This is a genomic window from Comamonas testosteroni TK102, assembly GCF_000739375.1.
Lineage (GTDB): Bacteria > Pseudomonadota > Gammaproteobacteria > Burkholderiales > Burkholderiaceae_C > Comamonas > Comamonas brasiliensis.
Window position 1 is genome coordinate 3,325,121 of record NZ_CP006704.1, and the last position, 22,077, is coordinate 3,347,197.

30 protein-coding genes are annotated in these 22,077 nt (G+C 57.1%); 18 read left to right on the forward strand and 12 right to left on the reverse strand.

The genetic code is table 11. The annotated features are described in order from the left end of the window. Window positions 1-81 precede the first annotated feature (81 nt). Both O987_RS14945 and O987_RS14950 read left to right on the forward strand, forming a co-directional pair. Window positions 82-534 carry a type II toxin-antitoxin system RatA family toxin gene (locus O987_RS14945; RefSeq protein WP_003054722.1) on the forward strand — a complete coding sequence of 151 codons (453 nt, stop codon included), beginning with the start codon at window positions 82-84 and terminating at the stop codon, window positions 532-534. Then, on the forward strand, window positions 531-893 hold the full coding sequence (locus O987_RS14950) for an RnfH family protein (protein WP_043373171.1): 363 nt from the start codon (window positions 531-533) through the stop codon (window positions 891-893). Before O987_RS14945 ends, O987_RS14950 begins: the two co-directional genes overlap by 4 nt. 76 nt (window positions 894-969) lie before the next feature. On the opposite strand, the gene O987_RS14955 is transcribed toward O987_RS14950, so the two are convergent. Beyond that, the gene (locus tag O987_RS14955) at window positions 970-1,479 is read right to left on the reverse strand and encodes a DUF4124 domain-containing protein (RefSeq protein ID WP_043373173.1); all 510 of its coding nucleotides are present in this window, start codon (window positions 1,477-1,479) and stop codon (window positions 970-972) included. Window positions 1,480-1,576: 97 nt separating this feature from the next. Here O987_RS14955 and guaB point away from each other — a divergent pair, with 97 nt between their 5' ends. The 5 genes from guaB (at window position 1,577) to O987_RS14980 (ending at window position 5,844) form a co-directional block, all read left to right on the forward strand. Next, entirely contained in the window at window positions 1,577-3,052 is a 1,476-nt protein-coding gene (guaB, locus tag O987_RS14960) for an IMP dehydrogenase (protein ID WP_043373176.1), read from the forward strand. Between the two features lie 97 nt (window positions 3,053-3,149). Further along, on the forward strand, window positions 3,150-3,422 hold the full coding sequence (locus O987_RS14965; protein WP_003054710.1) for a type II toxin-antitoxin system Phd/YefM family antitoxin: 273 nt from the start codon (window positions 3,150-3,152) through the stop codon (window positions 3,420-3,422). Beyond that, window positions 3,419-3,859: a type II toxin-antitoxin system VapC family toxin gene (locus O987_RS14970; RefSeq protein ID WP_043373178.1), complete on the forward strand. Its 441-nt coding sequence runs from the start codon at window positions 3,419-3,421 to the stop codon at window positions 3,857-3,859. The genes O987_RS14965 and O987_RS14970 overlap by 4 nt, the downstream gene beginning before the upstream one ends. A gap of 33 nt (window positions 3,860-3,892) precedes the next feature. Beyond that, on the forward strand, window positions 3,893-5,509 hold the full coding sequence (gene guaA / locus O987_RS14975) for a glutamine-hydrolyzing GMP synthase (RefSeq protein ID WP_003054707.1): 1,617 nt from the start codon (window positions 3,893-3,895) through the stop codon (window positions 5,507-5,509). Window positions 5,510-5,646: 137 nt separating this feature from the next. Further along, window positions 5,647-5,844 carry a hypothetical protein gene (locus O987_RS14980; RefSeq protein WP_043373181.1) on the forward strand — a complete coding sequence of 66 codons (198 nt, stop codon included), beginning with the start codon at window positions 5,647-5,649 and terminating at the stop codon, window positions 5,842-5,844. A gap of 95 nt (window positions 5,845-5,939) precedes the next feature. Here O987_RS14980 and O987_RS14985 read toward each other — a convergent pair whose 3' ends face one another. Then, window positions 5,940-6,371, reverse strand: a complete 432-nt coding sequence (locus O987_RS14985; RefSeq protein WP_235214149.1) for a hypothetical protein — start codon at window positions 6,369-6,371, stop codon at window positions 5,940-5,942. A gap of 398 nt (window positions 6,372-6,769) precedes the next feature. Then, entirely contained in the window at window positions 6,770-7,561 is a 792-nt protein-coding gene (locus O987_RS14990; protein WP_043373184.1) for a hypothetical protein, read from the reverse strand. A 660-nt stretch (window positions 7,562-8,221) separates the two neighbouring features. Between O987_RS14990 and O987_RS29090 the strand changes: the two genes are divergently transcribed. Further along, window positions 8,222-8,362: a hypothetical protein gene (locus tag O987_RS29090; RefSeq protein WP_158407676.1), complete on the forward strand. Its 141-nt coding sequence runs from the start codon at window positions 8,222-8,224 to the stop codon at window positions 8,360-8,362. A 460-nt stretch (window positions 8,363-8,822) separates the two neighbouring features. Continuing rightward, on the forward strand, window positions 8,823-9,305 hold the full coding sequence (locus O987_RS14995) for a methyltransferase family protein (RefSeq protein ID WP_034400575.1): 483 nt from the start codon (window positions 8,823-8,825) through the stop codon (window positions 9,303-9,305). 579 nt (window positions 9,306-9,884) lie between these two features. Here O987_RS14995 and O987_RS15000 read toward each other — a convergent pair. Next, on the reverse strand, window positions 9,885-10,103 hold the full coding sequence (locus O987_RS15000; protein WP_019042546.1) for a DUF7661 family protein: 219 nt from the start codon (window positions 10,101-10,103) through the stop codon (window positions 9,885-9,887). A 422-nt stretch (window positions 10,104-10,525) separates the two neighbouring features. On the opposite strand from O987_RS15000, the gene O987_RS15005 reads away from it, so the two are divergent. Both O987_RS15005 and O987_RS15010 read left to right on the forward strand, forming a co-directional pair. Further along, on the forward strand, window positions 10,526-10,708 hold the full coding sequence (locus tag O987_RS15005) for a hypothetical protein (protein WP_003054686.1): 183 nt from the start codon (window positions 10,526-10,528) through the stop codon (window positions 10,706-10,708). A 202-nt stretch (window positions 10,709-10,910) separates the two neighbouring features. Further along, the gene (locus O987_RS15010) at window positions 10,911-11,663 is read left to right on the forward strand and encodes an SDR family oxidoreductase (RefSeq protein ID WP_043373187.1); all 753 of its coding nucleotides are present in this window, start codon (window positions 10,911-10,913) and stop codon (window positions 11,661-11,663) included. Window positions 11,664-11,896: 233 nt separating this feature from the next. Here the strand turns inward: O987_RS15010 and O987_RS15015 are convergent, their stop codons facing one another. After that, entirely contained in the window at window positions 11,897-12,157 is a 261-nt protein-coding gene (locus tag O987_RS15015; protein WP_144244932.1) for a hypothetical protein, read from the reverse strand. An 889-nt stretch (window positions 12,158-13,046) separates the two neighbouring features. On the opposite strand from O987_RS15015, the gene O987_RS28140 reads away from it, so the two are divergent. Beyond that, entirely contained in the window at window positions 13,047-13,745 is a 699-nt protein-coding gene (locus tag O987_RS28140) for an alpha/beta fold hydrolase (protein ID WP_080731532.1), read from the forward strand. Window positions 13,746-13,809: 64 nt separating this feature from the next. On the opposite strand, the gene O987_RS15020 is transcribed toward O987_RS28140, so the two are convergent. The 4 genes from O987_RS15020 to O987_RS15035 form a co-directional block, all read right to left on the reverse strand. Next, window positions 13,810-14,286, reverse strand: a complete 477-nt coding sequence (locus O987_RS15020; RefSeq protein WP_043373191.1) for a GNAT family N-acetyltransferase — start codon at window positions 14,284-14,286, stop codon at window positions 13,810-13,812. A gap of 64 nt (window positions 14,287-14,350) precedes the next feature. Further along, window positions 14,351-14,674: a hypothetical protein gene (locus O987_RS15025; protein WP_043373194.1), complete on the reverse strand. Its 324-nt coding sequence runs from the start codon at window positions 14,672-14,674 to the stop codon at window positions 14,351-14,353. Between the two features lie 12 nt (window positions 14,675-14,686). After that, window positions 14,687-14,917, reverse strand: a complete 231-nt coding sequence (locus O987_RS15030) for a DUF4175 domain-containing protein (protein ID WP_141567822.1) — start codon at window positions 14,915-14,917, stop codon at window positions 14,687-14,689. 70 nt (window positions 14,918-14,987) lie between these two features. Then, window positions 14,988-15,257, reverse strand: coding sequence for a hypothetical protein (locus O987_RS15035; RefSeq protein ID WP_019042537.1), 270 nt, complete (start codon window positions 15,255-15,257; stop codon window positions 14,988-14,990). 668 nt (window positions 15,258-15,925) lie between these two features. Here O987_RS15035 and O987_RS15040 point away from each other — a divergent pair. The 5 genes from O987_RS15040 to O987_RS28150 all read left to right on the forward strand — a co-directional run bounded on the left by O987_RS15040 (window position 15,926) and on the right by O987_RS28150 (window position 19,883). Then, window positions 15,926-16,606, forward strand: a complete 681-nt coding sequence (locus tag O987_RS15040) for a hypothetical protein (RefSeq protein WP_043373197.1) — start codon at window positions 15,926-15,928, stop codon at window positions 16,604-16,606. A gap of 234 nt (window positions 16,607-16,840) precedes the next feature. Continuing rightward, window positions 16,841-17,362 carry a hypothetical protein gene (locus tag O987_RS28145; protein WP_080731533.1) on the forward strand — a complete coding sequence of 174 codons (522 nt, stop codon included), beginning with the start codon at window positions 16,841-16,843 and terminating at the stop codon, window positions 17,360-17,362. A 153-nt stretch (window positions 17,363-17,515) separates the two neighbouring features. After that, a complete protein-coding gene (locus O987_RS15045; RefSeq protein ID WP_235214150.1) occupies window positions 17,516-18,058 on the forward strand; it encodes a hypothetical protein in 543 nt (180 codons plus the stop codon). A 92-nt stretch (window positions 18,059-18,150) separates the two neighbouring features. Further along, a complete protein-coding gene (locus tag O987_RS15050) occupies window positions 18,151-19,266 on the forward strand; it encodes a type I restriction endonuclease (RefSeq protein ID WP_043373201.1) in 1,116 nt (371 codons plus the stop codon). Between the two features lie 368 nt (window positions 19,267-19,634). Further along, window positions 19,635-19,883, forward strand: coding sequence for a Rha family transcriptional regulator (locus O987_RS28150; RefSeq protein ID WP_080731534.1), 249 nt, complete (start codon window positions 19,635-19,637; stop codon window positions 19,881-19,883). On the opposite strand, the gene O987_RS15055 is transcribed toward O987_RS28150, so the two are convergent. Continuing rightward, a complete protein-coding gene (locus tag O987_RS15055) occupies window positions 19,872-20,693 on the reverse strand; it encodes an IS3 family transposase (protein ID WP_043373203.1) in 822 nt (273 codons plus the stop codon). The genes O987_RS28150 and O987_RS15055 overlap by 12 nt on opposite strands. Further along, window positions 20,690-21,004 carry a DUF1153 domain-containing protein gene (locus O987_RS15060; RefSeq protein WP_043373207.1) on the reverse strand — a complete coding sequence of 105 codons (315 nt, stop codon included), beginning with the start codon at window positions 21,002-21,004 and terminating at the stop codon, window positions 20,690-20,692. Before O987_RS15060 ends, O987_RS15055 begins: the two co-directional genes overlap by 4 nt. Window positions 21,005-21,071: 67 nt before the next feature. On the opposite strand from O987_RS15060, the gene O987_RS15065 reads away from it, so the two are divergent. Continuing rightward, a complete protein-coding gene (locus tag O987_RS15065; protein WP_235214151.1) occupies window positions 21,072-21,509 on the forward strand; it encodes a hypothetical protein in 438 nt (145 codons plus the stop codon). Window positions 21,510-21,570: 61 nt separating this feature from the next. Here the strand turns inward: O987_RS15065 and O987_RS15070 are convergent, their stop codons facing one another. After that, window positions 21,571-21,996 carry a hypothetical protein gene (locus tag O987_RS15070; RefSeq protein WP_043373211.1) on the reverse strand — a complete coding sequence of 142 codons (426 nt, stop codon included), beginning with the start codon at window positions 21,994-21,996 and terminating at the stop codon, window positions 21,571-21,573. Window positions 21,997-22,077: the final 81 nt, after the last annotated feature.

Here is a 22,077-nt window from a genome sequence, read left to right on the forward strand (position 1 = left end):
TTTTAGTTTCGCATCGCGCCCCTGGGTTGATTGGCCCTGGCCAATTCCCTGCTCTTGCGCCCTGCTGATTGCTCTTTGTTCATGAAAAACGTCAACAAGTCCGTCCTGATCTGGTACAGCCCCGAAGAAATGTTTGCCCTCGTGACGGATGTGGCCCACTATGCCGACTTTCTGCCCTGGTGCGATCATGCCAAGATTCTGGAGCAGGACGCCACCGGCATGACTGCCGAGGTGGGAATTGCGTTCAGCGGACTGCGCAAGTCTTTCGTGACGCGCAACACGAACAGTACCATGGACAACGGCGGCAAGCAGGTCAGCATGCGCCTGGTCAAGGGACCTTTCTCGCGTCTTGAAGGCCACTGGCGCTTTCATCCTGTAGGCGACGGCACGCAGCGCGCCTGCAAGGTCGAGCTGCAGCTCGACTACGGCTTCGAAAACGGTGCCGTAGCCGCCATCATCGGCCCGGTCTTTGACCGCATCGCAGGCTCCATGGTGGATGCCTTCATCAAACGCGCCGAGCAGATCTATGGCTGACGCGCCCCCCCACGCTGATCGACATCACGGTCTGCATGTCGCCCTGCTCCGGTACCGTGCAGGAAACCTTGTGGCAGCTTCCCGCAGGCAGCACCGTCCAGCAAGCGCTGGACGCAGTGACCGCTTCCACGGCAGCATTGCCGGATGTGCAAGTGCCCGAAGCCTCGGCCGGCATGGTCGGCATCTGGGGCAAGGTCGCGAATCCGGGCCAGGTTCTCAAGCATGGCGATCGTCTCGAGATCTATCGACCGCTGACCGTAGACCCCAAGGTTGCCCGACGCGAACGCTTTGCCCGCCAGGGCGCTCGCAGCGCCGGACTTTTCAAACGCCAGAGAGACGGAGCCAAGGCGGGCTACTAGCGAGCAGCCAGCAGGACTCAAAAAAGCGCCTTCTGACGGCGCTTTTTTATCGAGATTCCGGCGAAGACCCCGGCGACTATTGCGCCGGCTCTGCCATGGGTCCGCAATCGGAAGCGATCACGGCATCGGCTCGCTTGATCTCGGCATCGCGCGTAGCCTCGTCCATGAAGCCGCGCTCGCCGTTGGCATTCACATGCGAGAGCATGCGGCCCGAGGCCAGGGTTGCCCTGGCCTGCTTGGCGCGGTTGCAGTTGTCCTGGCGCTGCTTTTCCTTTTGCAGCTTGTCGGCCTGGACCTTGGCTGCATCCTGCTCCTGCTGCTTGCGCTTCTGCTCTTCCAGCCCCTTGTCTACGCCCTTGTCTGCTGAAGGCTTGGCAGCAGCTGCACCGGCTTCAGGCACGGCCACAAGCGCCGCAGGCTTTGCGCCACCGGGGCTGCGCAAGATATTCTTAGCAGGGATATCCGCAGGCGGCGCCCGGTCGCTGAACACCTTGCGCCCCTGACCATCTATCCATTGCCACTGGGCAATTGCGGGTACCGTGCAACAGGCTATGGCTGCGAACAATGCGAACTTGATGGCGTGCATGGAGTCAATAAGTCTTGGACAGGCGTTGGGGATTCTGGGTCACGAGCCCACATTGTGCGGCAAGTCACAGGTACAATCTTTCTTTTGGAGCCATCACATGCGCCTTCTCGGAAAAGCACTGACCTTTGACGACGTCCTGCTCGTTCCCGCCTACTCCGAAGTCCTGCCCAAGGACGTTTCTCTCGCCACCCAATTCACTCGCAATATCCGCTTGAACCTGCCCCTGGTGTCTGCCGCCATGGACACGGTGACCGAAGCGCGTCTGGCCATCGCCATTGCGCAAGAAGGCGGTATCGGCGTGATCCACAAGAACATGACAGCCGAGCAGCAAGCCGCTGAAGTGTCCAAGGTCAAGCGCCACGAATCCGGTGTGGTCCACGACCCTGTGGTCATCACCCCCGAACACACCGTGCTGCAAGTGCTGCAGCTGTCGGAAGAGCGCGGCATTTCGGGCTTCCCCGTGTGCGACGGCGGCAAGGTCATCGGCATCGTGACCAGCCGCGATCTGCGCTTCGAGACCCGCTACGACGTCAAGGTCAGCCAGATCATGACGCCCCGCGAGAAGCTGATTACCGTCAATGAAAAAGACGGCACCAGCCCCGCCGAAGCCAAGGCCTTGCTGAACAAGCACAAGCTCGAACGTATTCTGGTGGTGAACGACGCCTTCGAACTCAAGGGTCTGATCACCGTCAAGGACATCACCAAGCAAACCACCTTCCCCAATGCAGCGCGTGACGCATCGGGCCGCCTGCGCGTGGCTGCCGCCGTCGGCGTGGGCGCAGGCACCGAAGAGCGTGTGGAACTGCTGGTCAAGGCCGGCGTGGACGCCATCGTGGTGGACACGGCCCACGGTCACTCCAAGGGCGTGATCGATCGCGTGCGCTGGGTCAAGCAGAACTACCCCCAGGTGGACGTGATCGGCGGCAATATCGCCACCGGTGCTGCCGCTCTGGCACTGGTGGAAGCCGGCGCTGACGCGGTCAAGGTCGGTATCGGCCCCGGCTCCATCTGCACCACCCGTATCGTGGCAGGTGTGGGCGTGCCCCAGATCATGGCCATCTCCAATGTGGCCGACGCCCTGAAGGGCACTGGCGTGCCCTTGATCGGCGACGGCGGCATCCGCTTCTCCGGCGACATCTCCAAGGCCCTGGCCGCAGGTGCCTCCACCATCATGATGGGCGGCATGTTTGCCGGCACCGAAGAAGCTCCCGGCGAGGTGATTCTGTACCAGGGCCGCTCGTACAAGAGCTATCGCGGCATGGGCTCCATCGGTGCCATGCAGCAAGGCTCGGCCGACCGCTACTTCCAGGAATCGTCCACCGGCAACCCCAATGCGGACAAGCTGGTTCCCGAAGGCATTGAAGGCCGCGTGCCCTACAAGGGCTCCATGGTCTCCATCGTCTATCAGATGGCCGGCGGCGTGCGCGCCTCCATGGGCTACTGTGGTTGCGCCACGATCTCCGAGATGAACGAGAAGGCCGAGTTTGTGGAAATCACCGCAGCCGGCATCCGCGAATCTCATGTGCACGACGTGCAGATCACCAAGGAAGCGCCCAACTACCGCGCTGACTAAGCAAGTCCCTTGAATTCTGACCAGATTGAAAAATCTGGTCAGAATGCTAAAATCTGGCCTGAACTACTGGTTCTAGCCAGATTTTTTGTTTTCCGCCATGCAATCTATCGGTATCTACGAAGCCAAAAGCCGCTTTTCCGCCCTGGTCGAAATGGTCGAGCAAGGCGAGGAAGTGCGCATCACGCGCCACGGCAAAGAGGTTGTGCGCATGTTGCCCATGCGCCGCAAGCCCGTGATCACCGATGAGCAGATTGCGCGCGAGCTGGAGCAGATCTCGGCTCTGCAGCAGACGGTGAAAGCGCCAGCAGCCGCAACGACCGCCTCTGACAGCATCACCGGCCTGCGCCACACCGGACGGAGTCAGGCATGAGCGCCACCGCTTTTGTGCTCGATGCCTCCGTCACCGCCGCCTGGCTGCTGCCCGACAGCGCCAGCGAACACACCCGGCGCCTGTACACCCGCATCCGCCGCGATGAGGTGGATCCCCAAGCCCCCAACCTCTGGCAGTGGGAATGCGGCAACCTGATTGCGTCGGGCGTGAATAATGGCCGTATTCCACAGACGTCGGTCGAAGGCTTGTGGGGCGTGCTGGAAGCCATACGCCATCGCGTGGAGCTGCACGATCTGGCGCCAGCACAACACAAGGCCGTGCTGGATGTGGCGCTGGACACGGGCTTGCCCACTTACGATGCCGCCTACCTGTGGCTGGCGCAGTCGCTGCGCCTGCCGCTGGCCACATTCGACACTGCCCAGATGGCAGCCGCCCGCAAAAGCGGCGTCACCGTCTGGGCTCCCGAAGATTTCTAATCCCTTTTTGCCACCCTCTTGCCCTTGACCACCATGCAACACGACAAGATTCTTATTCTGGACTTCGGCTCCCAGGTCACGCAGCTGATTGCCCGCCGCGTGCGCGAAGCCAATGTCTACTGCGAAGTCCACCCCTGCGATGTGAGCAGCGACTGGGTACGCGAATTTGCCGCTGACGGCAAGCTCAAGGGCATCATCCTGTCGGGCAGCCATGCCTCCGTCTACGAAGTGGATGACCGTGCTCCCGACGCCGTGTTCGAGTTGAACCTGCCCGTGCTGGGCATTTGCTACGGCATGCAGACCATGGCCACCCAGCTCGGCGGCAAGGTCGAAGGCTCCAACACCCGTGAATTCGGTTACGCCGAAGTGCGCGCCCATGGCCACACCAAGCTGCTGGAAGGCATCGAAGACTTCGCCACGGCCGAAGGCCACGGCATGCTCAAGGTCTGGATGAGCCACGGCGACAAGGTCACCGAACTGCCTCCCGGCTTCAAGGTCATGGCCTCCACGCCCTCCTGCCCCATCGCCGGCATGGCCGATGAAGCGCGTCGCTACTACGCCGTGCAGTTCCACCCCGAAGTCACGCATACCGTGCAGGGTCAGGCGCTGCTCAACCGCTTTGTGCTCGACATCTGCGGCACGCAAGCCGACTGGATCATGGGCGACTACATCGAAGAAGCCGTGGCCAAGATCCGCGAGCAGGTAGGCGACGAAGAAGTGATCCTGGGCCTGTCCGGCGGCGTGGATTCGTCCGTGGCTGCCGCCCTGATCCACCGCGCCATCGGCGACCAGCTGACCTGCGTGTTCGTCGATCACGGCCTGCTGCGCCTGAACGAAGGCGATATGGTCATGGACATGTTCGAAGGCAAGCTGCACGCCAAGGTGGTGCGCGTCGATGCTTCCGACTTGTTCCTGGGCGAGCTGGCCGGCGTGTCCGAGCCCGAGCAAAAGCGCAAGATCATCGGCCGTCTATTCGTGGATGTATTCAAGGCCGAAGCCGAGAAGCTCAAGGCTGCCAACGCCGGCTCCAAGGGAGCCACCTTCCTGGCCCAGGGCACCATCTACCCCGACGTGATCGAGTCGGGCGGCGCCAAGAGCAAGAAGGCTGTCACCATCAAGAGCCACCACAACGTCGGCGGCCTGCCCGAGCAACTGGGCCTGAAGCTGCTGGAGCCCCTGCGCGACCTGTTCAAGGACGAAGTGCGCGAGCTGGGCGTGGCCCTGGGCCTGCCCCGCGGCATGGTCTACCGTCACCCCTTCCCCGGACCCGGCCTGGGTGTCCGCATTCTGGGTGAAGTGAAGAAGGAATATGCCGACCTGCTGCGCCGCGCCGATGCCATCTTCATCGAAGAACTGAACAACTGGATCGACGAGGCCTCCGGCAAGAGCTGGTACGACCTGACCAGCCAGGCCTTCACCGTGTTCCTGCCCGTCAAGAGCGTGGGCGTGATGGGCGACGGCCGCACCTATGACTATGTCGTTGCCCTGCGCGCCGTGGTCACCAGCGACTTCATGACCGCCGACTGGGCCGAGCTGCCCTACGGCCTGCTCAAGAAGGTGTCCGGCCGCATCATCAACGAAGTGCGTGGCATCAACCGTGTCACCTACGACGTGAGCACCAAGCCGCCAGCGACCATCGAGTGGGAATAAAGCGCTGTCGTGAACTGACAGGCAAGCTTTAACGGCCCCTCATCAAAGCCCGCAATCTGCGGGCTTTTTTATTCCGGGCTAGCACTATCTGAAACCTGCCGTTCTTACCACTCAGCCCCTCGGAGATCGAGAGCTGGATGGAGGACGGCCGCAAATGGATGAAGAACTTTCCAGACACCTACCCGCAACATCTGCGCGAGCAGTACGAACTTTGTCACGGAAATCTGCAGCAGGCCCATGGCAAGGCGATTCGCGCCACGAAGGCCACAGCGCAGTGCAGTCCTTTGGTGCGCCATGCCGAAGGAGATAAGACCGGCGCATGGCAGCACCCATGAAAAAATAGCCGCAGCATGGCAAGGCGGCTTCGCCTGACATTGGCCCATAAAAATACCCATGTCGCCACGGGCTTGCCATCGAATCAGCAGGCCGATTATTTCGTGAACTCCTTGATCCGGATGGGGCGATCCTTCACCAACTCCACAATACCTTCGCCATTCCTGAAATGGATGAACGTGCTCTTGCCATCCGTCATGCGCAAGCCGCTGGCCGCCGGCACACGAGTCATGTTGAACGAACGGTCGGCGTTGTCCGTCATCACGGCAGTCTCAAAATTATCCGAAGACTGCAGCCTGATCGTCAGATCCATGGGCCCCACAAAGTTAACCACCTTGGTGGCGGAAACGCCCGCCGCCTTGTCCCCGGCAGCGCTTTGCACAGGCGGTTGAGAGGCATTGCAGCCCACCAGAGCAATAGCGATCAATGAAATGGCCAGCATCACTTTCATGATGAACCCCCTTGCTTGTTGAATCTCAAACCAACCACCATCAAGCAGCATCGAAAGCCTGAGCCAGCCCTGATTCACCTTGATCGCAACACACCGCCACGGGAGCACCGCTGTCGATCACACGGGCAGACTCATCGCAAAATGGCCATCGCTGGATGGCCTTTCTCTGCAACAGCCGGGGTGCATCGCCACTGATGCTTGCAAAAGCGTTGGAGCAATTCTCGCCGCGCGCGGCAGTCATTGGCGCGGCATCCCAGCACCGCCATGCGGAGTGCAGGTGCCAGTTGAACGCTATTGAAACAGAAGCATATAGCGTAAGTCATGCAACGATCTTGATATAGAACTGCTTTCAAGTACATATAGAGCATGCGCTATATGCTCATAAATTCGATAGTCCCTAGCATCTCCCGGCTCCCTATTGCGCAGGCTTTTCATCGCCAACAAGAAAGCATGCTGCGCCAGTGCGCGAGCAGCAATCAAGACATCAACACGCCATCGGAAAGCGTTTCGCGCAGGATGATGAGATTGTCCGGCGACACGTGGATCAGGCCTTTACCAGGCACATCGATCTCGGCAATCAGGAAAAGAGCCAGGGCCGTGACGAACGGGACGATGAAAATCAGGGAGTTGCGACGATTTTGGCCACGGATGTTGTAGCCGATAAGAAAGTTCGAACAGACCCCGAAGATGATGAGCAGAAACCAGGCAGCACCTGGAATGTGATGTCGCCAGCTGGCCATCGTTTTTTGCTGTGCGATATAGAGGTCGTTGCAGGCGTTCAAGGCTGTCGCAATGACCGGGTCGGGGTTGGCTGTGGCAATCTTGCTGACCTGCGTCCACATCCGGGTCTGCATGCGAATGGACTCTCTGCGGATTTGCGCCCGCTGGCCTTCATTCATGGTCTCAAAGAATTGTGTGCGCAGACTCAAATAGTCTTGCAGCAAGGCCTTCGCCTGCTGCTGATGACTGTCCTTCAACAAGCTGTTGCGCTGAAAAGCATTGCCGATTGCGATGGCTTCGTTTTCTTCGGCCGCCACGCGCATGTTGTAGCCGCCAATCGCGAACGACAGAATGAAGCCGATCAGCAGACCAAACAATGACAAGGTTGCACCCAGGACGATCTTGAGTTCATCTTCAGCGACGGCGTCATGTTTGAACCTCTTATTCCAGGTGAATTTGCCCAGAAAAGCCGCGAGGCTGAGCAACGCAAAAATACTGACCAGCAGTATCCAGGAGTTGGTATCAATGGCGAGAAATGTCTTTTGCATCGTTATTCTCCAACTCAGCTCGATAGTCACCAGCAAGCCGGAGGGAATGACTCCGACGAGGACAACCCAGCCCGAGCCCTGAAGCCTCGCCCTCATCAGCTTGTCTCCAGGCAAATATACGCTTTATCGGTGAACCAGACGCAGAGCAGACACTCGCGAATCAGGCGGGCCGAGCAATGGACAAGCCCACGCCAGTCTTTTCGATCAACCCCGTGTCCACATCCGCTGCGACTGGGCAACCGCCCCAAAAACACGCAGCAAAAATCAGCCGCAAACGAGGCATGCAACTACACCGGCATATCGAAAGCTTGGATTGCTGCCAAGAAATGCACCACTGTCAATGCGCTTCAATGAGCAGGTATTTCTCGTAGTTTGTGACAAACAGAATGAATCCGTTTGGATATGCGGCGTGGGGCATGGCCGCTCTCTGAGAAGCCGGCAATGCTTGATTGTCAAGATTCTCATCGCTGCACCAGCTCCTGAAATAATTACAGGAAGCTGTTCTCCATATTTCATGTATCGGCGATACCATTTCCTCTGGCATCTCTTCAGCTGATAGCTATTTGTCGTCGGGCCTTGATACGTTGCAAGACCTGGTCCAGGCCCCATGTCTTGCTGCAAACAATATGGAACTTTTCACTGCCCCACATAACAACGGTTATGGACGTGGATTGGGATTTGCAGGTGATGGCTCGGGAACAGGAACTTGAGACCCCGGGGCTGGATGCGGTGCAGGCATTCCTTCTGTTGCTGGCGGCCTCGATTGAAGTTCTGGTTGTGGCGCTTTTTCACAGGCACTGAGAGCCGCCACAGCCGTAAGCAATACAAGGACATTGAGAGATTTCATGACCGACCTCCTTTCAAGGAACATAGGTCCATGCTAGGCCAAGGCGCTTCTCGGAATCTGCCCTCTTCTTTCAGAACTCACATCCTGTGACTTTCATGCCCGCCGCCAGGAAATCACCATATATGGTCACTTCTGACAAACAGACGGCTCAGCCCTTGGGCTCACCACCTCCCCAGATCTGGCGATGATGGAGCTGCCGTAAGAAGCCCGAAAAGATGTAACACCTGCGTATTGCCAGGGCCAAGCCGGCTGGCAATCAACGGCCTACGCATGTCGCGCCACCTGACCTGACCTGACCTGACCTGACCTGACCTGACATGACATGACATGACATGACATGACCTGACATGACCTGACATGACATGACATGACATAGTTGACCATCAAGTCACTTCAAGCTTTAGCCTTGAACACATGACTTTCCAATCCAGCTCGCAAACTGATTCCTCTTTGCTCGCGCTGCGAGTGCCGCCGATGGCACTGTTGGCAGTGTTTGCCGCAGCCATGTGGCTTCTGCCAGATATCCTGACCACCAAATTCCCGGCCTCTTGGACGGCCGCCTCATTGCTGGCCATATTGGGAGGAGCCTTCTGCATAGCCGGCGTACGAGCGTTTCAGCGCGCCCAAACCACGGTAAACCCCACCACTCCTGCAGCGTCGACCTCACTGGTCGTCAGCGGGGTTTATCGTATGACACGCAATCCGATGTACCTGGGCTTTGCACTGCTGCTGCTTGGCTTCGCCACAGGGTTGGGCAAGTTGTCGGCACTGCTTCTTGTGCCGCTATTCATGGCTTATTTGCAGCGCTTTCAGATTCGGCCGGAAGAAGAAGCGTTGCAAGCACAATTTGGAGCGTCCTTCGACACCTATCGCCAACAGGTCCGACGCTGGCTGTAGATGGGCTTGAACCAGCTCAGGGGAATTCCCAATCAGTTTTGATGACTTGAGCATAGCAATCACGCTCGCGATACCAAGGTAGAAGCACTCGAGCCGCTATTGAGTCAACAAACGGAGTCAGCCAAGGCATCACTGGCTGAAGCCCTTATACATTCGGCCTATCTATGGGGTCGGTCGGCAACTCTGCAGGCGGTTGTTCATTGGGCGGATCAACTGGTTCCGGCTTGGGTTCCGCTTCCTTGAGCGGGTTCTTTTGAAACGTCATGGCGGTCATCTCCTGCATGCGGTTTGAATGAGCGGCTCGCCCCTGAGCTGTCCGGCGAAGCGAGACCCATCCAAGGCGCTATTGCCTCAGCGAATAGCCGAACTAAGCATATCCTGAGGTCGGCTTCCCGATACTTCGTACGTCACGGAAAGATCTGGAAACGCCCAGCCTTGATCATCCAACGCCGAACTCAAACGCAGCGCAGACAAGGCCTGCGCCCATGTGAGCGCCGAACAAGTTGCAAGCACACTGGAGCCAGTGCCCTGGCCCTCGCCGCAGACCTTCAGCAAGCGACTGCAGGGATACCGCGAGGCTCAGACGATCTCGAAGATATCGCCATCGGACGATGCGGCGCTCTCGTGAAAGATGTCGTAGAGATACTGAGGCAACTCCTCGCAGGAAACCTCGGAAGGAACGGCCAGATCCACAAAGCCAAGCTTGCCATCGGCTCCAACGGAAAAACAGCGCCATGCGGAGTCTCTGCGCTCTATGAGCACGATATCGCCGAACACATTGAACCGATACCTTTCCATGTCCACTCCCTTGTTCTGCCTTGCATGCTAGCCCGTTTTCTCCTGCGTCATCTGTGCACTCGCCCGAGTGCTCCGGCCTTTATCAGCTGGATGAGACAACAGCGTGACTCTCATCTCAGCCGCGATGTCCGCAATCGGCTTCGCAGGCGGTAGTCATGCATCAGCCCCGTTGACTTTGGCAACGGAAAGAAGCGGCGGCAAGTGCATTGGGGGTTGACTTTCTGAGGCAAGGCAGCCTACTCGAGCAGGGATCGGCCTTGGAAAACCGCTTGGCGAGCAAGCTGCGCGATAGCGCCAGCACCGAAGCAGCGTTTGCACCGAAGCTGACGTTTTACTTATTGGAGGGCATTTAAGGTTATTAAAAAGAGTACTGTGCTCTTTGACGATCGATCCTGATTCGTCATCCAGGACTGGAGGTCTATATGCAAGATAGCCGTATTCCCCCGCCAATCCAGAAGTTCTGGGAGACCACCAAGGAGCTGTTCTCCATGGACAAGGATTTCCCCACTCCGCCACAACTAGAACAGCAAGAGCCCACAGCAATGGAAAAAAAGCAGGAGCAAGAGAGGCTGCTGCGCGAGCGCCGCAACTACCGGTACTGGTAGCCCGGCGCTTCAAATTCATCTGGCGATGGGTTCCCGACCACCTCGACAGGTGGTTTTTTGTTGCCTTGAGATACAAGAATACGAGCACATAGACCCTGCCAAACATAGGCGCCGTTAAGAAATACAGCGATAAGATGGCTCGCAAGCTGTGCTGCCCATGCCAAGACTCTCAGCCGCATCCCATGCCCCCTTCAGGAGACCCATGAAAAACAAAGTCGTGCTCATCACCGGCGGCAGCCGAGGTATTGGTGCGGCCACCGCCATACAAGCTGCGACGGTCGGCTGGGATGTGCTGCTCAGCTTCAATACGGATCAAGCAGCAGCCGAGGCGGTTGTCTCGCAAATCACCGACATGGGCAGGCACGCCATGGCCATTCAGGCCGACATGGCTTGCGAAGAACAGATTCGACGCCTTTTTGCAGTGGCCGATGTGCAGTTCGGGCGCTTGGATGCACTGGTCAACAACGCAGGCATCGTGGACACGGCGCAGACAGTGGCGGAGTTCAGCCTTGAGCGCCTGGAGCGGATGTTTCGCATCAACACCATCGGTGCTTTTCTGTGTGCCCGCGAGGCCGTGCTTCGCATGAGCACGGCACGCGGCGGTCATGGCGGAGCCATTGTGAATGTTTCCAGCATCGCCGCAAGACTGGGCGCGCCAGGCCAGTATGTGGACTATGCAGCATCCAAAGGAGCCATGGATGTGATGACGCTGGGACTGGCCAAGGAAGTGGCCGCGGAAGGCATCCGCGTGAACGCAGTCCGCCCCGGCCTCATCGAAACGGATATCCATGCCAGCGGGGGACAACCGGACAGGGTTCAGCATCTGGCGCCGCGAGTTCCCATGCGGCGTGGAGGAAGCGCCCTGGAGGTTGCGAATGCAATCGTATGGCTTATGTCGGACGAGTCCCCCTACACCACGGGCAGTCTGATTGAAATTTCGGGCGGAAACCTATGAGGAAAAAACGCTAGCCCGTCCATGCACAACAAAGCCCGCCAAGGCGGGCTTTTCAATGTCCTTACCCGTCAAGGGCATGCGACGGGCGACTTTAGAAAACAGACCTGCGCCAGCAACTCGTGGACTGAAGACCAAGAAGAAACACGGCCCGGCATTCCTGCTTAGGTCGAAAAATTGCCCGCCAGGTGCCGAAGACTCTCAACTATCCAAGTGGCCGATCCGCAGTTGACCTCTTAACTGGCACGCTGCTGCAACAACAATTTTCCAATCTTCGCTCTTTCCCTTGGTACATGCAGCTCAGCGATGCCCATGGCCTCCACCAGGCCGATGACCGCCATGTGGAGGACGATGATTTCCATGTCCGCCATGACCTGGGTGAGGCCTATGGGCGGGTGGACGGTGCACGTGATGATGATGGTGGTACCCAGGCCTGTATGCAGGCCGCCCGTAGTAATACGAGCCGCCGTAAGGCTGATAGATATAGGTATCGCCATACCCGTAGCTGTATCCAGGGCCTGCTGCATAGCAGCCCGACAAAAGCAAGACGAGCGCAGAGACTCCAAACAGTTTCTTCATTTGTCCGAGTCTAGTCGCTTCGATATCTTGCGGGTTTTCAATGTGTAAGGCCGTCTTTCCTCCAACAACTGCAGCCATCTCGACAAGCCGCTTTTGGCGCGCCCATCGGCAACCAGCCATCGGACTAGGTATTTGTGACGCATCAGAAGCGCACTGCATGGACTGCTGCTGATTCGACATGACCGTGGCAACCACATTCCTGCTCAATAGATAGTGAATGCAATAAGTGAACAATCAATTTTGATAGCTTCAATCTCTTTATAGAAAAGCGTTACAAGGCAAAATCACCGTGAACATCGGACCGCATAAATTGATGACTGTGACCTGCCTAAGGTGCCATGCCAGGCCCGCACCAGCAGCAAACGCGGACGCTACAAACCCTTTAAGACACTCGTGTCTGGATAGCTTGGGTTTGCCACTGCGCCAGTCTCCTGCTTCGGTGCAATTGCCGTTGCGAATAGCTGGTACGACTTCTACGCCTGTAACCCGTCAGATGCCGCGCTCGGAATCGCTCCCCCTTGAGCGTCGATCCCAAGCAACTGGAGACACTCAAAGAGTGATTGAGCCGAATCCTTCATCGGGCCAAACTGCCAAGTCTCAGCAAAAATTGCGATAGATCTTCATTTCAGACGGAGTTTGCATCTGGCGATGGGAATCGAACCGATCAAACCGGGGTTTAAGGGGGATTAAAGGGGTCATCCCCCTCTGAGCGCCATCATTTCAATTCCCGTCGCGCCCCCTAAACTCCCCAGAAAACTCCCCACACTTCAATGTCCGAGGGCGCCCTACTCTGTATGATCTGCAAAAATGCATGTCACCCTAGTTCTCCTTCCCGGTATGGATGGGACAAGCACCCTTTTCGAGCCCTTCATTGCTGCGCTCAAGGACAAGTACCCCGTTTCAGTAGTTCGATATCCAACTACTCGTCATTCCCAGACTTACGCTGCTTTAAGTGACTTCGCTACAGCGCATCTGCCACCTGATGGCCCTATTGTTTTGCTTGGAGAGTCGTTTTCAGGCCCAATCGCAATTTCGATAGCGGCAGCCAATCCAGCGCGAGTGCTGGGCGTCATCTTGTGTTGTACCTTCGTTCGAAACCCCAGACCCAACCTTCGGTGGCTAAAAGGCATGACTTACTTGCCGACACCCCGACCACCTTTGACAATCGCAACTAAATTGCTTTTTGGCCGGTTTGCAACCTCGAAGTTGAGCGCCTTGCTGCGTAAAGCTCTGCACGAGGTCCAACCAGCTATTTTGCGAGCTCGGCTCCGTGAAGTCGCATCTGTGGATGTACGTGCTCAAGCTGCCAGGCTTGCGATGCCAGTTCTATATCTGAGGGCACTCAATGATCACGTCGTGCCGCCGTCAGCAGCATCCGAAGCACAGCAACTGTGCCGAGATATGAAAGTCGAAACTTTTGATGCCCCACACTGCCTCTTGCAGGTCGTTCCCGCTGAAGCAAGCGAAGCGGTGATGCATTTCATGGATCGGTTGGTAGCCACCTAAAACAAATGATCAGTACTGCGACAGCCAGAACTCAACCCCAACCTGTCACTTCGGGCATATCAAGCTACAGCTCATGGCTGTAGACGATAAATCCACTATGTTCGGCTAACTTGTCGTAGAGCGCGCGGCCGGCTTCATTGGCTGCTTGTGTTTGCCAGTAGACGCGACTCGCGCCAGCCAGCGTGGCTTGCTCGTAGACGTTGTTGATGAGGGCCTTGCCAATCCCGAGCTTGCGCCGTGTGGGGGCCGTGAAAAGGTCCTGCAGGTAACAGACCAGGCCCAGTCTGGTGGTGCTGCGGTGAAACAGGTAATGGGCCAGGCCAACCACTTCTCCTTCATGCTCCGCAACCAACGCAAATACCGGCTCAATGGGATTGAAGAAGCGTTCCCAGGTTGTCTCGGTAATTTCTCTGGCCAGTGCAGTAGCCCCGACCCGTCCATAGAAAGCGTTGTAGCCGTCCCAAAGCGATAGCCACTGATCAAAGTCTTTGGATTGAATGGCTCTTACCATGACACCATTTAAAGAGGTACTTTCAGACATAGGACAGAATTTCTTAGCATGCAACACGATTGATATTAGAGTGTCCAAGCATAAGGCCTGGACGTTATTTCATAATAATGAAACCATTGACTATTATTTCTAATATTAGTGCATAGATCATTATTGGTCTCAAAAATCGATCTTGAAACCGGCTGGGGGCTGCCAAGACTGCAGCGAGCAATGCAAAAATGCTAACCAACATAGCACCTGCATAGTCCTGAAGCGTGGCAAACGAACGCAGAAGGCTAATCACCAAGACTACGCAGCCTGCACTTAGCGCCACAAAAATGATGCGCACCCACCATTGACGCTCTTCCTCGGCGACGGTATCCCCATCGACTATGTCAGATCGCGCTCGTTCTAACGATACAGAAGGAATTCTGGACATGGCTCGCAGTTTTCACATCTCGGAACTGTGTGAGCTCTGGCGCTCCCACCAAAGACCCACCACACCCGATAGAAACACGACCAGCACCGCTGGCCATAACGGCAGCTCGCTTGGCAATGCGAATAGGTAGATCAACGCTGCGCTGCAGAAGCCGCCGATTACGCTGACATACATGCGTGCATAGCTCCAATCGTTCAAGAAAACGAAGGCAGCGGCGAGCATGGTTTGCAAGGATTTCCACATTTAGTCATGCTAACAGCGGAGGCATCTTCTTGGCCCTCTTTAACGCCCCTACTCGGCTCGCCACAGCCGCTCAACGCCGCGTCTTCTTTTGGTCTTTCAGCACCAGGCACCCCGCCAAAGCCATGCATGAGCCCAACAGCAAGTAGATCGCTCCCGCCGAGGCGGCTCCAACCACGGGCGAAAAAAAATCGGCAAACAAGCGCGAGATCCCACAGATTGCCTTGCAGCTGGCTCCTTCTGCATGAAAAGCGCCGCGAATCAAAATGGCGCTTCCATTTGCAGTACCGAACACGCCAAGAATCAGGATAAGCCAAGCAAAGACCGTTGCATCACGACGCATGTCTGACCTTCAAGAAGTGTGATGGAAGACCTATCACGTCCAAAGGTAGCCACTCGGCCTGAGTGAGAGAATTTTGACCGACCGCTGCGGCGCAATTAAAGGACACTGCCTTGCTTGCCCGGACCTTAGATTGGTCGATTCAGATATACGAACAAAGCAAAAGTTGCTAGCAATAGAGCCAACAGCATCACTGCCTCCAATGCAATGAGCCCCACCCAAAAGCGGACGGGCTCATCTGCTCTGTAGGTCGTAGACGTTCGAGTCCATATAACGCCGTTCCTAATCGAAAAAATCGGATAAATGATTGCAATGGCCAAAAAACATATCCAGCCAAACACAGCGACACAAGTCGCAAGGGTTCCTCGGCCAAGGAAACTAACGAAGACCGGTGAAAACAGTCCAAACGTAAGACACGCTGCGAGTGGAGAAATTTTTTTTTGACTGTCAGTGCGCATACACCTCACCAGATTGGGACGACAAGTAAAACGCACTTGTCACCCGGATAGAAAGACTCTTGCTGGGCAATGATAGCGAACGAACATGCAAAAGCTGCACTATTGATCCAAGCAACGGCAAAGGCGATGGATTCAACTCACAACCCCACCTATATTGCCGCTGACACAAGCTTGCGTTAGCCTGCGTGCTCCACTATTGCTCAGGAGCCTGCCATGTCCCGTCGTTTGGTTCTTTCCGCCAGCACCGCCCTTGCGGCTGCCGCACTGATTGTGGGTTGCGGCGCCATGGGGTCGTCGGGCGGCAACCCCATGAGCTTCTTCATCACCAGCACCAACCCCGGCAAGGGCGGCGACCTGGGCGGGCTGGCCGGGGCCGACCGCTACTGCCAGTCGCTGGCCGCCAGCGTGGGCGCGGGCAACAAGACCTGGCGCGCCTACCTGAGCAATGCGGCACTGAATGGACAACCGGCCGTCAATGCGCGCGACCGCATCGGCAACGGGCCGTGGCGCAATGCCAAGGGCGTGGTCATTGCCACCAGCGTGGCCGACCTGCACAGCGCCAATGCCAAGGTCGGCAAGGACACCTCGTTGACCGAGAAGGGCGAAGTCGTCTCGGGCTTTGGCGATGAGGTCAACCGCCACGACATCCTCACCGGCTCGCGCCCGGACGGCACGCTGGCCGTGCCCGAGCCCGGCAAGGACACCACTTGCGGCAACTGGACCAAGAGTGATGGCGGCTCTGCCATCGTGGGCCACCACGACCACAAGGGCACCAACCCCGACCCTGTGGCCAATGCCTCGTGGAACTCGTCACACGGCACGCGCGGCTGCAGCATCGACCAGCTCAAGCAGAGCGGCAGCGCCGGGCTGATGTACTGCTTTGCGACCAACTGACCTGAGTGAACGCGCGGGCCTGAGCCCGCGCCTTGCTTGAGCGCCACGCCGCTCTCAATTCAGTCATTTCTCTTGAGTGCGTTTTGACCTCTTGATGAAAAACCAATTCACCATGCCATTGCGGCCACGAGCCAGGCGCATTTGATACACGAATCATCCCTTCTGAATTTAGATGGGTGATCGCCGGCGATATTTGGTTTAATCAGGCGCGATAACAACACTGAAAGAAATTGAATGGCTTCCTGCGCGTACTGCAATACCCGAATTCTTTTTGGCGGAAAGCGAGACGGCGAACGTCGCTACTGCAATGAAAAATGCCTGCACCAAGGGCTACTTTCCGACGCTGCCAGCCAGCTATCCCCCGCCGATGTCCAGGCCCATATCTTTCGGGTGCACAAAGGCAACTGCCCTAAATGTGACGGCCCCGGCCCGGTGGATGTGCATACCTCTTACCGCGTGTATTCGGTCGTCATGATGACGTCGTGGTCCAGCAGGCCGCTGGTGGCTTGCTCACGATGCGGCACCAAGCAAAAAATCGGAGACACGGTCTTTTCATTGTTTCTTGGTTGGTGGGGTCTGCCTTGGGGAATCTTGATGACCCCCGTGCAACTCACCCGAAATCTGATGGCCTTTGGCAAAACTCCAGACCCTGAGACGCCCTCACCCGCGCTGGAGCAAGTGCTGAGAAGCCATTTGGCGGCCCAGCTCCTTGCCAATCAGCAACAAGCAGCGTCCCAGCCCGGCAACTACCGTTGAAATCTGGTTAGCGCCCCAAAAGCGCCCACTCGCCAATGAAGGCAAACTAGCTCTCTACATTGCCTTTTTCTTTGCTTTATTTCAGTTGCCCAACATCGCACTGCGGGCCAGGGCTAATGCACTCGTAACTAATTTTTACAGATAATGCTTCGCATGCATTTTCTGCCTGCCTTGACTGCCGCAGCATTTTTGCTGCCAGCCACCGCTATCTCTCCGGCCATAGCGCAGCCCATCTACCGCTGCGGCAATACCTATTCTCAAGAGGCATGCAAAGGCGGCAAAGTGGTGGAAGACAAAACCACCACCCTGCATAGCGGGCACTCAGGCAGTACTGTTTATCTGTGCAAAGGCCATGGCGGCGGGCTGTTCTGGAGCAGCCACTCATGCGGCCAGCACAACGCTTTTCTGGAGCGTACGGAAACCGTGCCCTCGGGCCTGCCCTGGGATCAAAAAGTGGCCCAGGCCGAAGCCCAATGGCGCAAAACACAACGCAATACCGCCACCCCCGCGGTTGTCTATCAAAACCGCCCTGCTCAGCCTGCCGAGCCCGGCAAAAAGCAAGCTTGCGATGCTCTGGAAGAACGTGTCAAAGCGCTGGATAGCATGGGGCGTGCAGGCAGCCAATATTACGACCTGGATTGGGTGCGGAGGGAGCGCAAGGTTGCTCGGGATGAGCAGTATCGGCTGAAATGTTGATACTCGAAATATGCAAGCGCTAAAAGCAATTGGGAAAATCCCATGTAAGCACTTATATATGATGCCCTCACAAACAACTTGAAGGAGGAAATGTGGAGTTCTACGAAAGCCTTAACAACCTTGCCGCAAAAATCCGACAGCAGGGCCAAAACATCTCAACCGAAGAAGCAACAAAAACGGCATTCGTCATACCATTTATTCAATCCGTATTGGGATATGACGTTTTCAACCCTTCCGAAGTTGTTCCAGAATTCATCTGCGATGTAGGCACCAAGAAAGGTGAAAAGATCGACTATGCCATTTTCAAAGATGGCCAAGTCCAAATGCTGATCGAATGCAAAAAGCTCGGTGAGCCACTGAATGTAAACCATGCAAGCCAACTTTTCCGCTACTTTCACGTAACGACCGCAAGAATCTCTATCCTCACGAATGGACGGGTCTACAAGTTTTTCACAGACCTGGACGCCCCCAACAAAATGGATGAAAAGCCATTTTTGGAGCTCGATCTACTGGATATCGACGAGCACGCGGCACCAGAGCTTCGCAATCTCACGCGCTCCGCATTTGACGTTGACTCCATCATCAGTGCGGCGGGCGAACTGAAATATATCGGTCAACTCAAACGTGAATTAGCCAATCAGTTCAGCGACCCATGCGAAGAATTTCTTCGATTTTTTACTGCCCGTGTCTATGACGGAGCAATCACTGCTCGTGTGCGTGAACAGTTCCAGCCACTGCTACTTAAAGCAGTCGCCCAGTTCACCGGCGACTTGGTCAATGATCGGTTGAAGTCAGCTATTACTGGAGTTGCACCACAAACTCTGGTGGCTCAGCCACTTGCTACAGATGATGCTGTGAAGTCGGAGAAATCGACCGATAAGCCACTAGCATCACAAGATGAGGAAACCGCTCGCATCGACACAACCCCTGAGGAGATGGAAGGGTTCTTCATTGTGAAATCGATTGTGCGAACAAGCGTCGAGCCAGAGCGCATTGGTCATAGGGACACACAGAGCTATTTCGGCATTTTGCTGGATGACAACAACCGCAAGCCCGTTTGTCGCCTCCACTTCAATCGCAGCCAAAAATACCTTGGAATTTTGGATGCAGATAAAAAGGAAGTGCGCCACCCTCTTAGCAAACTGGACGATATCTACAACTTCTCCACGGAGCATATAGCTGCGACAAAGCTTGTGGCGCAACGCTAACAACGGCAATAACAAAGCCCGCTCATACGGGCTTGTTTGTCTCGAAGATGGTGACAGGTGTTCGGTATGAGTAGCAGTTTTGTCACCAAACCAGCTACACTTGTCAACGTCACGCCCGTTAAGCGTGACCTGGGCTTGGTCGCCCGGTAGTCAAGGCGCAGCAGCCGCGCCCTCAATCATGGTTTGCGGCTTTTTGCTTTTTTGAGCATGCCTGCCCGCGCATGGCTCCCGCTTTACGGTGGGCCGTGTGGGGACACCCGCGAGGGTGTGCCGGATCCTTGACCCGGTCGACCAACCCTGCACGGTCCACCACCTTCTCTTGGTCGGGGAGGTGATGGGTTTAGACCTCGTCGTCAAGGAGCCTCATCATGGCTGACAACAGCATTGGTTCGCCCGTAACCGCCCTTCCAGCGCTTTCCGTCGATCACGGAACCATCACCACCACAAGTCTTCAAATTGCAGAGCACTTTGGCAAGCGCCACGCTGATGTGATTCGCGCCATCAAAAGACTCGATGTCCCTGCCGAATTCACTGAACGCAATTTTGCGTTGAGCGATTTCACTGACTCAACAGGACGTGTATTGACCCAGCAGAACCTGCACAGGTCAGGCCGCTAATGCGAATGCCTCAGCGGGTGTTCTCATGTTCAACGCCTGATGCGGGCGTCGGTGGTTGTAGAAGTGGATCCAGTCCCCGATCAGGCGACTGGCATGCTGCAGCGATTCGAAGCGATGCCGATGCACGCATTGCTCCTTGAGCGTACGGATCACCCTCTCGACCACGCCGTTCTGCTCGGGGCTGTGTGGCGTGATGAACTCCTGGCGCAGCCCATAGCTTCTGACCAGCGAGGTGAAGCTGCGGCTGGTGAAGACCAGGCCATTGTCTGAACGCAGCAGGAACGGCTCAGATACTCGGCCCAGCGTGCCGAAGCGCGCGATCAGGGCCTGCTCCAGTGCTGACTCCGCCGTCTTCGATTTCCCACTGCGCGACAGGTGCCAGCCCAGCAGTTCCCGGCTATGGCAATCGATCACAAGGGCCATCGTCGTCCAGCCATCACGCCCGGCCCAGACCCGGCACATATCCGTGGCCCAGCGCTCGTTGGGCGCCTTGGCCACCGAGGGCAGCGACTGGATCCGCGGCCTGAAGCCCACCGGGCGCTTGCGCACCTGCCAGCCCTTGAGCTGGAAGATGCGCTGCACCGTGTTCTTGTTGAACCCCAGCAGGTGCGCCACGGTTCGGTACCCGAAGGACGGGTTCTCCTCGATCATGGCCTTGATCGGGGCCACGAAGTGCCCCTGCAGCGTGGGGGCAGCCTTCACCGGCCGGTAGTACACGCTGCGCCGCGGCACCTCGAACCACCGGCACAGCTTGCTGATCGAGACGGTGATGCCGTCGGCCTGCAGTCCCTGGCGGATCGTCTCGATCACTTCTCGTCCTCGCCCAGCAGGGACTGCAATTTTTTTCTTGCGCGCAACTCCAGCATCGCCTCGCCGTAGGCCTCCTGCAACTCCTTCAGTTGGCGCTCGTACTGCTCGCGCACATCCTGCGGGTTGGCCTTCAGCGCATTCTCCATGCCCTTGCGGCCATCTTCCACCCAGCCCTCAATCTCCGACGGCGGCAGGTCATAGGTTCGACTGGCCTCCGACACGCTGGTCTTGCCCTGGATGATCTCCAGGATCAGTGCCGTCTTGCGCTTTGCGGTCCAGCGTTTGATCTCTTCTTCCATCAATGTGCTCATGGTGTCTTTCTCTCGACGGTAACACCTGAGCAGGTTTTCACTGGGTCAATACACGGATACGCAGCGCATGGAGCTGGCCTTTTCTCTGGCCGCAGAGGCCGCGGCGCAGGTGCATCGCACGGTGTTCAATGCCGTGATGGAAGGTGACCAAGACGAGTGGCAGCACAGCCGCTATCTGCTGAACCTGAACTACGACAGGCAGGGCCGCCCCACCCTGCCCCATGCCCAGCCGATTGCGACCGACCAGATGGTGGTGTCCTTCAACAGCCTGCCGCAGCGCATTGCCGACGGCGAGATCATGGCCGCGACCGATACGCAGCTGGCCACGCTGGCAACGGCCTGCACCCAGCGGCTGACCCAGCGCGCCCAGCACCGCGAAAAGCAGGTGACGCTGCCGATCTACCCCGGTAATTCCCCCGGCCAGCGCCGCGCGTCTGCACAGGCCCTGACCGCCAAGCAGCCCCCTGCGCCCGATGAAGGCACGCTGCGCATGACGTTCAGGTAGTCTGCTTGAGTCACCCGAAGCGCTTTGCCATGCAAAAAGCCCCTCTGAGGGGCTTTTTTGTTCAGGCCTCTGGCTTGGAGGGCCAGAACATCTCTCGCACTTCGGGAGAGTAGTACGGCAATGCAAGCACTGCGCCAAACAGCGCAAAGCCCAAGCCCGATGTCGCGTTCCCCAGGCCGGACAGCACAATCGGCGGGCTGAAACATGCGACGACTGCGGTCGCAACAGAAGACCACAGGGTAAACCGAGGTGCCCATGCTCTGAACCACAGCATGCCGTAGAAGGAAATGAGGCCGAGCACTACGAGCACCGAAAGCGCCAACAAGAAGATCCAGTCCGTGGGGCCGACCTCTGACTGCATCAACAGGCTCTGGGAAAGGTCGGCCAGCTCCTGGGGCACCAGATCAAAGCCATATTCCGCCAGCATTCCAAGGATTGGGATGCCCAGCGAAGCAATCACCAATGCGCGATATGTCGATTTGCCCATACCCACTCCAAGTTGCGATGGGTGAATCGTACTACCGCCCTAGCCGCTGATGGCGATCTGCACAGTGGATGCGAGAGCACC